General features: G+C 68.1%; 9 protein-coding genes and 1 pseudogene. 8 read left to right on the top strand and 2 right to left on the bottom strand.

The annotated features are described in order from the left end of the window. The first annotated feature begins 12 nt into the window (after positions 1–12). A complete protein-coding gene (locus tag ACIRF9_RS19415; protein WP_403823266.1) occupies positions 13–651 on the top strand; it encodes a TetR/AcrR family transcriptional regulator in 639 nt (212 codons plus the stop codon). Next, positions 642–1,292 (top strand): TetR/AcrR family transcriptional regulator, encoded by a 651-nt coding sequence (locus ACIRF9_RS19410; protein ID WP_403823263.1) that lies wholly within the window; start codon positions 642–644, stop codon positions 1,290–1,292. Before ACIRF9_RS19415 ends, ACIRF9_RS19410 begins: the two co-directional genes overlap by 10 nt. Positions 1,293–1,370: 78 nt before the next feature. Here the strand turns inward: ACIRF9_RS19410 and ACIRF9_RS19405 are convergent. Continuing rightward, positions 1,371–1,520: pseudogene (locus ACIRF9_RS19405) on the bottom strand (muconolactone Delta-isomerase family protein); the annotation flags it as partial. Positions 1,521–1,878: 358 nt separating this feature from the next. Between ACIRF9_RS19405 and ACIRF9_RS19400 the strand changes: the two are divergent. From ACIRF9_RS19400 to ACIRF9_RS19375, 6 genes are all read left to right on the top strand, one after another. Further along, entirely contained in the window at positions 1,879–2,784 is a 906-nt protein-coding gene (locus tag ACIRF9_RS19400; RefSeq protein WP_403823260.1) for a carbohydrate ABC transporter permease, read from the top strand. Positions 2,785–2,798: 14 nt separating this feature from the next. Then, entirely contained in the window at positions 2,799–3,659 is an 861-nt protein-coding gene (locus ACIRF9_RS19395) for a carbohydrate ABC transporter permease (RefSeq protein ID WP_403823256.1), read from the top strand. Between the two features lie 115 nt (positions 3,660–3,774). Further along, the gene (locus ACIRF9_RS19390; RefSeq protein ID WP_242761999.1) at positions 3,775–5,118 is read left to right on the top strand and encodes a sugar ABC transporter substrate-binding protein; all 1,344 of its coding nucleotides are present in this window, start codon (positions 3,775–3,777) and stop codon (positions 5,116–5,118) included. 52 nt (positions 5,119–5,170) lie between these two features. Beyond that, entirely contained in the window at positions 5,171–6,250 is a 1,080-nt protein-coding gene (locus ACIRF9_RS19385) for a LacI family DNA-binding transcriptional regulator (protein ID WP_403823252.1), read from the top strand. Positions 6,251–6,451: 201 nt separating this feature from the next. Then, positions 6,452–9,079 (top strand): CBM35 domain-containing protein, encoded by a 2,628-nt coding sequence (locus ACIRF9_RS19380; RefSeq protein WP_403823249.1) that lies wholly within the window; start codon positions 6,452–6,454, stop codon positions 9,077–9,079. A 120-nt stretch (positions 9,080–9,199) separates the two neighbouring features. Beyond that, positions 9,200–11,335, top strand: coding sequence for an alpha-galactosidase (locus ACIRF9_RS19375; RefSeq protein ID WP_403823246.1), 2,136 nt, complete (start codon positions 9,200–9,202; stop codon positions 11,333–11,335). 50 nt (positions 11,336–11,385) lie between these two features. Here the strand turns inward: ACIRF9_RS19375 and ACIRF9_RS19370 are convergent, their stop codons facing one another. Next, the gene (locus tag ACIRF9_RS19370) at positions 11,386–13,068 is read right to left on the bottom strand and encodes a subtype B tannase (protein WP_403823243.1); all 1,683 of its coding nucleotides are present in this window, start codon (positions 13,066–13,068) and stop codon (positions 11,386–11,388) included. Positions 13,069–13,272 lie beyond the last annotated feature (204 nt).

Genomic DNA, 13,272 nt, shown 5'->3' with positions numbered 1-13,272 from the left:
AGATACACAGCTATGACCAGGGGGAATACGGACCGCAAGCAACGCGCCAACGGCGCGGAGTCCCGTCGTCGCATTCTCGATGCCGCGGTGGAGATCGCGGGTGAGCGCGGCTACGACGGCACGTCCATCGCGGCCGTGAGCGCCAAGTGCGGACTACCCGCGAGCTCGATCTACTGGCACTTCAGGGACAAGGACGACCTGATCGCGGCAGTGATCGAACGCGGCTTCGAGAGCTGGCTCGCGGCCGTCGCACTGCCTGGAGAGGAGACCGGGACACCACTGGAGCGGGTCACCGCCATGGCCACGAACGTGGCGAAGGCGCTCGCCGACTCACCGGATTTCCTGCGCCTCGGCCTCATGCTCGCCCTCGAACGCCGTCCCACCGAGCCTCGCGGCCGAACCGTGTTCCTGCAGGTCCGCGAGATCGCCCACCGGAGAACCGTCGATGTGGTCAGGACTCTCTTCCCCGACCTGGACGACGACGCCTCCGAGACGCTGACCACCTACGCCATCGCCGGCGCCGACGGCCTGTTCACACACCGGGAGATCACCGGTGACACCGTCGACCTGGTGGCGTTGTTCGAGCTGCATGCGCGACTGGTCTACGACGCGGCGACCCGCATGGCGGAGAGGGCACAACCATGCAGCTGACCGATCCTCCGAGTCACACACCGAGGCGCAGCATCGCACGCTCGAATCGCGCACGGATTCTCGCGACCGCCCGGGAGGAGCTTCGGGACAACCCTGACGCGACTCTGGACCACATCGCTCAGGCGGCCGGCGTCGTGCGACGCACTGTTTACGGGCACTTCCCAGGCCGGCATGAACTGATCACCGCCCTGACACAGGAAGCCGGGCAGGCACTTGAGCAAGCGTTCACGGAGGCCAGGGCTCCCGGCGCCGATCCGGTGGAGGCGATGGCACGGATGGTTCTGGCCGCCTGGGCGGTGGGCGACGAGTACCGCATGCTCATCTCGTTGGGGCGCCGCCACCTCGGCGAGGACGCCCTGCGCCTCGCACTGGCGCCCGCCCGGGAAGAGGCCACGTTCATTTTGAAGCGTGGTCAGGATGAGGGCGTCTTCGACGACCGGGTCCCCGCACCCGTCCTGGCCCTGGGACTGGAAGCACTGATGCTGACCCTCGCCGAGGCACACGCCACATCTGTGTGGACGGATCCCACCGGCGAGGCTGCGACGGCCGCCTTTCTCGTCGCCGCCGGCGTGTCTCCGGACACGGCCACGCTGCGCGTCCGGGGCGTCGTGCACGAGTCGGCGGAGCGCCGACGATCTTGACGGCGCTCCGCTGCGAGATCCCGGGTTCCGTCGCCCCCAGCCGGTGACGCTTCCTCGGTGAATGCCGGAAGGATGCCGGGCCGGCGACGTCACTGAGATGCTCATACAGGGGAAGAGCGGCAGGTTCCACAGCGTCTCGTTGAGCTTGTCGTTGTCGGTGACGTCGGCGACGTTCACGTCCTCGTGGACGTACGCGCCGTCCTTGAAGTAGAGCCGCGCGGTCAGCATGCGATGCCGGGTACCGACGTCTTCAGGTGCGGATGAGCCACGCACCGTCCGGTTCGGAACAGAGACCGTACCGGCCGTCCAGCCACGGCCCGACGGCCGGTACACCATCGCAAATCCGCCACAAGCCATTGACCGGACTGGTGTTAGCGTTCACACTCTCTTAACGCCGCCGAAGTCGCTGCACGATCGAGACGTGATCCGCACATCATCGTCTTGGCTCGCCAGCGGCATCCTGTCGCATTCCCTGCCGCACCGAACGAGCCGCCCCCGACGGAGTTTTAGTGTGAACGTTAACACTGTTGCCGACGCAGGCCGTCCATCGACTGGCCGAGATCTACCCCCGTCCAAGGAGCCGCCCATGGACAATGCCGCACCCCACCGCAGGAGGAACCGCATCCGCACCGCCGTGGAGGCGTACATCCTGCTGACACCCAGCCTGATCGGGTTCCTGCTCTTCCTGCTCGCGCCGATCGCCGGGGTCGTCGTGATCAGCTTCTTCGACTGGAACCTGATGGGCTCCCCCCGCTTCGTCGGACTGGCGAACTACCGCGAGATCGCGGGTGACAGCGAGGTGTGGCGGGCGGTGCGCAACACCGTCTACTACGTGGTGCTGAACATTCCGGCGCAGACGGTCCTGGCACTGTTGCTCGCTCTGGCGATGAACCGGAGGATGCGCGGCGGCAAGGTGTTGCGGGTGCTGTTCGTCCTGCCCTGGATGGCGATGCCGGTGGCCCTGGGCATCGTATGGAACTGGGCGTTCGACCCGCAGCACGGCGTGATCAACCAGTTCCTGTCGCTGTTCGGCGTCGACGGCCCGGCTTGGCTGTCGTCCACGACCTGGGCGATGCCGGTGCTCGCCTCGGTGAACGTGTGGCAGTACACCGGCTACACCATGCTGTTCCTGCTGGCCGGCCTGCAGGCGATACCCGAGTCCTTGTACGAGGCGGCCGACCTGGACGGGGCGGGTCCCGTGCAGAGGTTCTTCCGGATCACTCTGCCGCTGCTGCGACCGTCGATGTTCTTCGTCCTGGTCACCAACACCATCGGGTCGTTCCAGATGTTCGACACGGTCTATGTGATGACCCAGGGCGGGCCCGGCGGCTCGACGGACACGATGAACTTCCACATCTACCAGCAGGCGTTCCAGCTGTTCCGCAGCGGCTACGCCTCGGCCCTGGCGATGCTGCTGTTCGCCCTGATCCTGCTGGTGACGGCCGCCCAGGTCCTGTACTTCCGCAAGCGCACCGTCTACGACTTCAGCTGAGGGCGGCCACCGTCATGTCTTCGTCCATCACCTCTTCGTCCTCGATGTCGATACCCGCCGTCCTGCGCAGGTCGACGCTGTACGCGATCCTCCTCATCGGAGCGCTGCTGTCGGTCGGGCCGTATCTGCTCACACTCAACGCCGCGTTCAAACGCCCGGCGGACCTGCTGTCGACCGACGCCTGGACCCCCGCGCACCCCGCCACGTTCGCCAACTTCGCCGACGTGTGGAACCAGTACGGGATGTCCTCCTTCCTGCTGCACACCCTCGCCGTGTCGGTGGTCGTCACCGCAGGTCAGGTGGTGTTCAGCGCGATGGCGGCATACGCACTCGCCCGGCTGGAGTTCCCAGGGCGGGACTGGCTGTTCTGGGGCTACCTCGCCACGATGATGGTGCCGCAGATGATCACTTTGGTGCCGCTGTTCCTCATGATGCGCGACCTGGGCATGGTCGACACCTACGCCGGGCTCATCCTGCCCACCGTCTTCGGCACCCCGTACGGCGTCTTCCTGGTACGGCAGCACTTCATGACCATCCCCAAGGACCTTGAGAGCGCGGCCCGTATCGACGGGGCGACCACGTGGGGAATCTTCGTACGCATCATGCTGCCGTTGAGCCGTCCGATCCTGGCCACCCTCGCCACCATCACGTTCATCAACACCTGGAACAACCTGATCTGGCCGCTGATCATCACCAACAGCGACCGCACCCGGGTGATCACCGTGGGCATCGCCGCGCTCCAGGGCCAGCACGCCTCCGATCTCCCGCACATCGTGCTCGCCGGAGCGGCGATCGCCCTGCTCCCCCTGATCGTCGTCTTCCTGGTCTTCCAGCGGCACATCGTCCGCTCCATCGCCCTCACCGGCCTGAAGTAAGTCCCCCTCCCCTCCCTACCCACCTGTCGACCCCCTCGCCATGTGAACGTTCACATGAGTGTCGGGAGACGTACCCCCTGCTCCGCACGCCCGCACTCGAAGGGACACCCGAACCATGTCCGTATCCGTCAGAAGAATCCTGGCCGGTGCCGCCACCGGCGCCCTCCTGCTCGGCCTCACCACCGGCTGCGGCTCCTCCGGCTCCACCTCCTCCGACGGCACCGTCACCCTGCGGTACGCCATCTGGGACGCGGTCCAGAAGCCCGCTCTGGAGAAGTCGATCGCCGCCTTCGAGAAGCAGCACCCGAACATCAAGGTCAAGATCGAGCTGAACGCATGGGCCCAGTACTGGAGCAAGCTCCAGACCCAGCTGGCCGGCCGGACCGCGCCGGACGTCTTCTGGGACCATGTGGCCTACTTCCCGCAGTTCGCCCAGCAGGGCGTGCTCGCCGACCTGACCCCGTACATCAAGGCCGACAAGCTGGACACCTCGGTCTACGATCCCAAGCTGCTGTCCGGCTGGGAGCAGGACGGCAAGCAGTACGGCCTGCCGAAGGACTGGGACACCATCGCGCAGGTCTACAACAAGACGATGCTGAAGGCTGCCGGACTGACCCAGGAGCAGCTGAGCGCGCTGTCGTGGAACACCGCCGACGGCGGCACCTTCGTCAAGGCGCTGCAGAAGCTGACCATCGACGAGAACGGCAAGCACCCGGACGAGGCCGGCTTCGACAGCAAGCACGTCAAGCAGTACGGCCTCGCGCTGGCCTCGCCCAACGGCCAGACGGACTGGTGGAACGCCGCCACGCAGAACGGCTGCAAGCTCCAGGACAAGGCGTGGGGCAAGTGGACGATCGACCAGCCGTCCTGTGTGGAGGCGATCCAGTTCATCCGGGACCTGCGGCTGAAGTACCACGTCGCGGTTCCCGCCTCGGTCACCAACACCCCGAACGGCGCCGCCCTGCCGCAGGTCATGGCCCGGAAGCAGGCCGCGGTGGTGTGGGACGGCAGCTGGGACCTCAACGCGTACCAGAGTTCCATGCAGGACAACTTCGGCGTCGCCGAGCTGCCCTCGGGACCGGTCGGCAAGGGCACGGTCTACAACGGTCTGAGCAACGCCCTGTACACCGGCAGCGCGCACCCGAAGGAAGCCTGGGAGCTCGTGAAGTGGCTGGGCTCCGAGGAGTCCCAGAAGATCATCGTCGCGACGGGTTCGGTGTGGCCCGGCATCCCGACGCTCAACCAGGAGTTCGTGGACGTCTGGAAGAAGAAGGGCGTCGACGTCAGCGCCTTCTCGGAGGAAGCCGCCGGCACGACGACGGGCTACCCGCTCACCACGTCGTCGGCGACCTACAACATCAAGGTGCTGGACGCCTTCAACCAGGTCTGGCTGGGCCAGCAGTCCGCTCAGAAGGCCGCGGAGTCCGTGAACGAACAGTCCAACGCCGCGGTCAAGTAGCAGCCGCGGACGAGTAGCCTTAGCGACGACCAGCGACCAGGAGCCCACCACCATGCAGGAAGCGTCCCCGGCCCGCCATGACGAGGAGCTGCCCCACGAGGGCACCGACCGGCACCGGTCGGTCAGCATCCTCGATGTCGCCAGGGCGTCAGGGGTCTCCCACCAGACGGTCTCCCGTGTCATCAACGGCAGCCCGAGGGTGAAGAAGGAGACTCGGGAGCGCGTACTTCAGGCCGTCGAGGACCTGGGCTACAAGCCCAATCGGCTGGCCCGGGCCCTGGCCGGCGGGACCGTTCGCTCAGTGACGGTCCTGACCTCGGACACGACGCTGTACGGAGCGTCTCTGGCACTGCGCGGCATTGAGGAGGCGGCGCGCGGGGCGGAGTTCGCGGTGGCGGTGAGTGTTCTGGACGAGAACGCTCCGCTGACCCCGGACGACATCGCGGGCCGGCTCGCCCGTCCCGGTGAGCCTGTCCTGGTCATCGCGTTCAACGCACCCGGCGAACGCGCCTGGCGCGCCCTGCCGGTGGACTGTCCGGCGGCGGCCGTGGTGGAGCTGCCCCAGGAGGGGCACACCAGCACCCGGCCCGAGGCGTGGCTCGACGACCGCGCCGCGGCGGCGCAGGCCACCCGGTATCTGCTCGGCCTCGGCCACCGCACGGTCCACTACATGGCCATCCCCTCCTCCACGGCCCGCGTCAGCCAGCGCGCGGCCGGCTGGCGACAGGCACTCGTGGACGCCGACCGCCCCGTTCCCGAGCCGGTGGGAGGTGGCTGGAGCCCGCGATCCGGGTATCTGGCCGCCCGCTCCCTCATCGCGGATCCACAGGTCACCGCCGTGCTGTGCGGTAACGACGACCTTGCGCTCGGCGTACTTCGAGCGGCCCGGGAAGCGGGCCGCGACGTGCCCGGAGACCTGAGCGTCGTCGGCTTCGACGACGCACCGTACGCGGCGTTCACCCACCCCCTCCTGACCACCGTCCGGCTGGACTTCGAAGGACTGGGGCGCGGTGCCTTCGCGATGCTGCACCGGTTGCTCGACCCCGAGAACGCACCTACACCGCCGCTGTGGGCCGAGCCCGAGCTGATCGTCCGCGAGAGCTCCGGCCCGGCACCACACCGCTCGGCCTGACTTCCTCCGGGCCCGCCTCACCCTCGTCCTCACCTGCCCCCGCGCCGTACGTGTCCGGCGCGGCCGGGGCGCGCCTTCCGTACCCACCGTCAGCGACGGTGACGCCGCACCGCTCCCTCCGCGGGGGATGTGAGCGGTCACATCTCGTTCCCATGAGCCGTCCTCCCGCAGCGCGGCGGGAGGGGAAAGCCAGGTTCCTCCATGTCTCCTTACCTCAACCCCCCGACGCCGGGCGCGTCACCGCCCAAGCGCGGAAGACTGACCCTCACCCGGGCTCTGCTCGCGGTCACCGCCCTCGTCGGCACGGTCCTTGCCGTCCCGCAGTCCGCCGAGGCGGCCTCCCAGACCTACACCGTGGACCTCGGCACAACCACGGGAAAGGTGCTGCGCGGTTCGAACGGCGCGCTCTACGGGCAGAGCGACGACGGCGTCCCCGGTGACAACCTGCTGGCCCCGTTGAAGCTCACCACCGGCTCCCAGAAGCCCCCGAACGGAGCCCAGCACCCCAACGGCGACATCCTGGACGTCGCGCCCTCGTTCTTCCGCAACGGCGGCGGCACGATGTACACGAACATCCAGGACATGTACTCGGCCTGGCCTTACCAGAACCTGGGCCTGAGCGACTACCTGACCAAGGTCGACACCGCGGTCGACACCATCGAGGCGACCTCGTACGCCGACAAGGTGGTGTTCGTCCCGTTCAACGAACCCGACGGCAACTGGTACACCGGCCTCAACAGCACGAACTCCACCACCTACACCACCGCCCGCGACCGGTTCCTCGCCGACTGGAAGACCGTCTACCAGCGGATACGCTCCGACTTCCCCGGGGCAAAGATCGGCGGTCCGAACACGGCGGTCTGGAACCAGCGGTTGTTCGGCGACTTCCTCACTTTCGCCCGCGACAACGACGTCCTGCCGGACGTCTTCACCTGGCACGAGCTGGATCCGTCGTCACTCGCCAACTACCGGGACCACTACACCACTTACCGCTCCCTCGAGAGTGCCCGGGGCATCAGCCCGATCACGATCAACATCGACGAGTACGGCAACCGGCGCGACATGTCGGTTCCCGGCCAACTCGCGCAGTGGGCCGCGATGTTCGAGGACACCAAGGTCTACGCTCAGCAGCCGTACTGGGACATCGCCGGCAACATGGACGGCAACACCGTCCAGGCCAACATCCCAAACGGATCGTGGTGGTTCTGGCGTTGGTACGCCGGGATGACGGGGCAGACCGTCAGGACGACTCCGCCGCAGGCCGACGTGAAGGACACGCTGCAGGGCATGGCCTCGCTGGACACCGGTCGCCGGCAGGCGCAGGTGATCGTCGGCGGCTCCGCCTCGGACACCGACGTGGTCATCGACAACATCCCGGCCGCCACCTTCGGCAGCAAGGTCGAAGTCACTGTCCAGGCCCTGGACTGGAGCGGCTACGAAGGTGCCTCCACACCTCCGCGGACCATCTCCCGCACCGCGTACACGCCCTCGAACGGCTCCATCACCGTGCCGCTCACGGGCCTGAACGCCATGTCGGCGTACCGCATCACGGTCACCCCGAACGGCGGTGGCACCGCGACGGCGCCGAGCGTGCCGTGGAGCGCGTCCTACGAGGCGGAGAACGCCGCCATCACCAACGGCACCGTCGTCACCCAGGCCACCGGCGACAACTACGGCACCGCCCAGCGGTACGCCACGTCCGGCACCAAGGATGTCGGCTATCTGACAGCGAGCGACAGCAAGGTCGTCTTCGGTGTCAGCGTTCCTTCCGCCGGTACGTACAACCTGCGCGTCTTCTACGGCAACATGAACGGCTCGCCCTCCCAGCAGGTCCTGCGCGTCGACGGCGCCGACCCGAAGTTCGTCACCTACCCCTCCACGCTGAACTGGCAGTACCGCTCCACCGTCACCGTCCCGGTCACCCTGGGCGCCGGCAGCCACACCGTCTCGCTCGCGGTGACGGACCCGACGCTGGGCACCTCCAAGGGCCAGGTGACCCTCGACAAGATCGACCTCACCGCCGCCCAGAGCACACCGGAGACGGTGTACGAGGCGACGTTCGCCGACATCAGCGGCAACCCGGCCTTCTCGTACGACTCCATCGGTGAGACCGGCACCGGCCGCCTGATCATGACCAACGGGGACAAGGCCACCTTCGACGTGTACGCGCCGGCCGACGGCTACTACACCGTCAAGACCGACTACACCTCGGCCGGTCACGGCACCACGCTGGCTCTCAACGGCAACTCCGTGGCCACCTACGGTTCGTCCGGCGGCAAGGCCACGACCTCCAGCACCCGGCTGTACCTCGCGGCCGGCGTCAACCGCATCACGGTCGGCCCGGACAGCGGCACCATGCTCAGCCTGCGCGACCTGAAGGTGGCGGGCGCGGGTGACACCACCGGCGTGACCAAGTACGAGGCGGAGAGCGCCACCCTCGCGGGCCAAGCGAAGGCGCAGTCCGACAGCTGGGCCTCCGGCGGCAAGAACGTCGGCTACGTCGGGGGCGGCAGCGCGAACACGCTCACCTTCGCCAACGTCAGCGCCTCGGCCGCCGGCCGCTACACGGTCGTCGTCCACTACGCCCACAACGACCGGTCGGGCTCCGGCAATTACAACACCAACGTCATGTCCCGCACCGCGCAACTGTCGGTCAACGGCGGCACGGCCACCACGATGACCTTCCGCAACACCTACAGCTGGAACGACTACTGGGCGCTGCCGACCACCGTCAGTCTCGGTGCCGGCACCAACACCCTCAAGTTCTCCAACTCGTCCGCCTGGGCGCCCGACATCGACTACATCGAGGTCGCCCCAGTGAGCGGCTGAGGCCGGTCCAGTACCCCTTCTCCAGGGGCCCCGCCGGGCCGTGAACCGGTCCGGCGGGGCCCCGCACCGTCAACCGCGGCGGCCCTCCACCGCGACCCCGCGCCAGACCGAAAGGCGGCCATGCCGAGCATCGCCCACGACCCCGCGCACCGGCTGTGGGTCCTGTCCGGACCCGGCTCCAGCTACGTGCTGCACCTCGACGACGACCACCGGCTGCGTGGCCTGCACTGGGGGCCTGTCCTCACTCTCGAACAGGCCGCCTCTCTGCTCCAGCGGCCGGCGCCGGGCCGCCGCTCGTTCGAGGATCCAGCCGACGGCACACTGGACCTCGACACCGCGGGCGCCATGCGCTACGCCCACGCGGGTGTCCAGGTCCGCTTCCCCGACGGCGTGCGCGATCTGGAGCCCCGGCTCCTCGGGTACGAGCAGATCGATCACCCCGACGGTGGCAGTGAACTGGTGCTCCGGTTCGCCGACCGTCGCTACCCCCTCACCGTGGACACCCACTACCGCGTCAGAACCACCACCGACGTCATCGAGCGTCACCTCGTGCTCCGCCACACCGGCACCGAGACCGACGGCCCGGTCACGGTCGTCCGCGCCGACTCCGCGACCTGGGTCCTGCCCCGCCTCGGCGAGTACCGGCTCAGCCAGGTGCGCGGCCAGTGGTCGGCCGAGACCCGGCTGCACCGGACGGCGCTGCCGTACGGGGAGTTGATGCTCACCAGCCGCCGCGGCACGACGGGCCATCAGGCCAACCCCTGGGCCATGATCGACGACGGCCGTACCGACGAGGAGCACGGTGCGGTGTGGTCGTGTGCGCTCGCCTGGAGCGGCAGCTGGCGGCTGACCGCCCAGCGGCTGCCCACCGAACGCGTCACGCTGTCGGCAGGCTTCGGGCACGACCCGGTCACCTGGGAGCTGGCACCCGGTCAGGAACTGACGACCCCGCTGTGCGCGGGCGCCTACACCGAGGGCGGCTTCGGCGCCGCGTCCCGCCTGTGGCACCGGCATGTCCTCGACCAGGTCCTGCCGCACCCGGACGAGCTTCGGCCCGTGCTCTACAACTCCTGGGAAGCCACCGAGTTCGACATCGAGGTCACCGGACAGATCGCTCTCGCGGAGAAGGCCGCGAAACTCGGCGTCGAGCTGTTCGTCATGGACGACGGCTGGTTCGGCGCCCGCACCCACGACGCCGCCGGGCTCGGTGACTGGACCCCCAACCCTGAACGCTTCCCCGACGGCCTCGGCCCGCTGATCGACCGGGTCCACGAGCTGGGCATGCAGTTCGGCCTGTGGGTCGAGCCCGAGATGGTCAACCCCGACAGCGACCTCTACCGCGCCCGCCCCGACTGGGTGCTCCACCACCCGACCCGGCAGCGCACCGAGCACCGCAACCAGTTGGTGCTCAACCTCGCGCGGCCCGACGTCGCCGCCTGGCTGCACGGCCGGCTGGACGAACTGGTGACGAAGAACGAGATCGACTTCCTCAAGTGGGACATGAACCGGCCCTTCACCGAGGCGGGCTGGCCCGATGCCGAGGCCGACCCCGACCGGCTCTGGGTCGACCACGTACGCAACCTGTACGCCCTGCTCGACCGGCTGCGCGCCGACCACCCCGGCCTGCGCATCGAGTCGTGCAGCAGCGGCGGTGGCCGCCTCGATCTGGGCATCCTCGCTCGCACCGACCAGGTGTGGACATCGGACAACACCGACGCCCTGGACCGCGTCGAGATCCAGCACGGCTTCTCGCAGCTGTATCCGGCCCGGGTGATGGGCGCCTGGGTCACCGACAGCCCCAATCCCTACACCGGGCGCAGCGCGCCGCTGGACTTCCGGTTCCGCACGGCCATGGCCGGCGTGCTCGGAATCGGCGGCGACCTGAACCGGTGGAGCGCGTCCGATGTGACTCGGGCCGCCGAACTGGTGGCCGAATACAAGCGGGTACGGCACCTCGTCCAACTGGGCGAGCAGTACCGGCTGGAGGTCCAGGGGAACGGCGAGCTGCACGCGGTGCAGTTCCTCGCCCCAGACGGCAAGGAGTGCGCCGTCATCGCCCTGCGCCGTTCACGCCACTTCGGCCACCACGATCCCGCGCTGCCCCTGCGGGCCCTCGATCCCACGGCCCGCTACCGCGACACCACGTCCGGAGCCGTGCACCACGGAGCCGTCCTGCTCAGTCACGGTCTGCCCCTGGACCTGGCCGCCGACGACTGCGCGTCCACGCTCGTCCACCTGGTACGTGAGACGGGCTGAACCACTCCCCTCCGGGCCGGCCATATCTCCCGGCCCGGAGGGGAATCGGCCTACTTCTTGTAACCCGTGACCTCGGCGACCCAGGTGAGGAAGTCACCGGGGTCTTCGTTGGTGGCGTGACCCTTGTCCCAGTAGAACTCGTGGTTGACGTCGTCGCCGAGGTTGTCCAGGCGGGCCGCCAGGTTGGCGGAGATGACGTGCGACGTGTCCGTGTCGCTGGTGCCCAGGCGGATCCACCAGTACTTGGAGCGCTTGCCATTGACCTTGTCAACCAGGTGGTACATCGGGTTCATCAGGTTCAGCAGCTCGGGGATGTCGCTCGGGACCCGCTTGCTGCTGAGCCCGGTGGTGTCGTTCTTGGCGCTGTACGCCGTGAAGTGGCGCGTCTCAGTGGTGCCGGAGCCGAACTCGTTGTTCTCCCCCGCCGAGAGGTCGAAGGCGTCGAAGGCCGGGGTGGTCTTCTTGCGGGCGCCGACGTGGGTGAGGTAGTCGTCCCAGGTGAAGGTGGCCTTGCCGCCGGACCAGGTGATGAAGGTGTTCTTGGCCAGGTAGGCCGTCCGGTCCGAGTCGGAGAGGGCGGCGAGGTACTTGGTGGCGGAGGGCTCCAGGTACTGCTTGACCAGGTACTCGTCGTAGTTGCGGGCAGTCAGTGTGCCGAATCCGTTCAGGCCCTTGAGCTTCAGACCCGCCTGGTACTCGGCGAACTGGGACTGCAGTTCCTTGGAGACCGACTGGTCTACGACCTTGCTGGTGGACTGGGTGACGCTGGCGCCCCAGTTCCACTCGTAGGCGCCGTCGGCGTGCTCCAGGTCGGTGATCGGGCACCAGGCGCCGGTCGCGAAGATCGCGTCGGAGGCGTCGGCGGCGCCGAGCTCCTTGAGGTACTTGTCGTAGATCTTGCTGTCGCCGGACGCGCCGAGCAGCGAGGACAGCGCTCCACCCGCACTGGTACCCGTGGACACGATCCGGTCGGTGTCGCCGGGGATACGGTCCTTGTTGAACCGGACGTACCGCACAGCCGCCTTCAGGTCCACGATGGCGGCAGGCGCGGTGCCGTAGTAGGTGCCCGAGGAGTCCGTGAGGCTGCGGCCGCGCGCACCGGGCTCCACGACGACGTAACCCGCGACGAGCGCGAGCTTTGCGAGGTTGACCATCCCGTTGATGGCGCCCGTACCACCGCCCGCACCGCCGCCACCCATACCGCCGCCCGCCATGTCGGTGGGCATCCCGCTCGGCATGCCACCGGCCATGTCAGTGGGCATCCCGCTCGGCATCCCGCCGGCCATGTCGGTCGGCATCCCGCTCGGCATCCCGCCCGAGCCCCCGCTGGGCATGCCTCCGCCGGAGCCACCGCCCATCCCTGTCATCTCCAGTGAGTTCTGTCCCACGCCGGTCGCCTTGGCGACGGTCGACGACATGTAGGCGCCCACCGCGTTGGCGAAGACGATCGGAGCACGGGAGGCGTCGACCGCCTTGCCGTCGATCTTCACCGGCACACTCACGACCAGGCTCTGGTGGGTGTCGTCACTCGGGTCGGTGACGTAGTTGCGGGGCTTGTAGAAGTGGTACGTCACCTCGTGGCTGTCGCCCGCCGCGTCGGCGAGCGTCTCGGCCACCTCGGTGTAGTCGTCCTTGTCGAAGACCAGGTCGCCGGAGGACGCGTCGTTGTCCGCCTGCGCGCCCAGGGCGTAGGCGCCGAGCCCCACGACACCGGCCGTCGCACCGATTCCCATCACAACGGTCCTTCGCTTGATAGCCCTGCTCTTCACAGCTTCGTCTCCTGGTGACGCGGCATACCAGCTGCCGCCTGGCGAATTCGAACCGGACACGCATCCGGTCGCGCCGGGTGTGCCCACCCGGCTTGACTGAGTCTGCCGACCCTCCACTATTTTTTTCAAGCTACGAAAAATTAGAAGTTCCTATGGTCCCGCCACCGT

Source organism: Streptomyces sp. NPDC096132 (assembly GCF_044763345.1).
Taxonomy (GTDB): Bacteria; Actinomycetota; Actinomycetes; order Streptomycetales; family Streptomycetaceae; genus Streptomyces.
Note: the sequence above shows the minus strand (reverse complement) of the source record. Positions and strands in the feature narration are given on the sequence as shown.

Bases quoted from the DNA above. Each gene is read 5' to 3' on its own strand.
- ACIRF9_RS19390 (WP_242761999.1), top strand. From the start codon at position 3,775: ATGTCCGTATCCGTCAGAAGAATCCTGGCCGGTGCCGCCACCGGCGCC.
- ACIRF9_RS19380 (WP_403823249.1), top strand. From the start codon at position 6,452: ATGTCTCCTTACCTCAACCCCCCGACGCCGGGCGCGTCACCGCCCAAG.
- ACIRF9_RS19385 (WP_403823252.1), top strand. From the start codon at position 5,171: ATGCAGGAAGCGTCCCCGGCCCGCCATGACGAGGAGCTGCCCCACGAG.
- ACIRF9_RS19375 (WP_403823246.1), top strand. From the start codon at position 9,200: ATGCCGAGCATCGCCCACGACCCCGCGCACCGGCTGTGGGTCCTGTCC.
- ACIRF9_RS19395 (WP_403823256.1), top strand. From the start codon at position 2,799: ATGTCTTCGTCCATCACCTCTTCGTCCTCGATGTCGATACCCGCCGTC.
- ACIRF9_RS19400 (WP_403823260.1), top strand. From the start codon at position 1,879: ATGGACAATGCCGCACCCCACCGCAGGAGGAACCGCATCCGCACCGCC.
- ACIRF9_RS19410 (WP_403823263.1), top strand. From the start codon at position 642: ATGCAGCTGACCGATCCTCCGAGTCACACACCGAGGCGCAGCATCGCA.
- ACIRF9_RS19370 (WP_403823243.1), bottom strand. From the start codon at position 13,068: ATGGGAATCGGTGCGACGGCCGGTGTCGTGGGGCTCGGCGCCTACGCC.
- ACIRF9_RS19415 (WP_403823266.1), top strand. From the start codon at position 13: ATGACCAGGGGGAATACGGACCGCAAGCAACGCGCCAACGGCGCGGAG.